The sequence below is a fragment of the Variovorax sp. WDL1 genome, from assembly GCF_001541225.1.
Taxonomy (GTDB): domain Bacteria; phylum Pseudomonadota; class Gammaproteobacteria; order Burkholderiales; family Burkholderiaceae_C; genus Variovorax.
On sequence record NZ_LMTS01000152.1, the window covers coordinates 1 to 443 of the forward strand.

The window sequence follows — 443 nt, forward strand, 5'->3', positions numbered from 1 at the left end:
CGAAGGCCACGTACACGAAGCCCTGCCAGGTCGAGACGTAAGTGAAGTCCGCCACCCACAGCTTGTTCGGCCGGTCAGCCTTGAAGTGCCGGTTCACCCGGTCGAGCGGACATGCCGCCTTGACGTCCGGTACTGTCGTTCGCACCTTTTTGCCACGACGCGCACCGCTCAGCCCGCAGAGCCGCATCAGCCGCTCGACGGTGCATCGCGCCACGGCCGCGCCTTCGCGCCGCAGTTGCCGCCAGACCTTGTCTGCACCATAGACGCGCAGGTTCTGGTCGTACACGCGCTGCACCTGCACCAGCAGGCTCGCATCACGCTGGGCTCGCGCGGGCAGCAGCGCCGGGTTGCGCTGGCGCGCCGCGTGGCGCCGGTATGCCGACGGGGCGATCTGCAGCGCGCGGCAGATCGGCTCGACCCCGCAACGAGCGCGATGCTCGTCG

1 protein-coding gene and 1 other annotated feature are annotated in these 443 nt (G+C 69.3%); the gene reads right to left on the reverse strand.

The genetic code is table 11. The annotated features are described in order from the left end of the window. Positions 1 to 443, reverse strand: a 443-nt coding sequence (locus tag APY03_RS20110) for an IS3 family transposase (RefSeq protein ID WP_157103437.1), incomplete at both ends; no start/stop codon positions are given. Beyond that, positions 383 to 443 (reverse strand) — a sequence feature (AL1L pseudoknot). This feature is flagged as partial in the annotation. (Overlaps the previous gene by 61 nt.)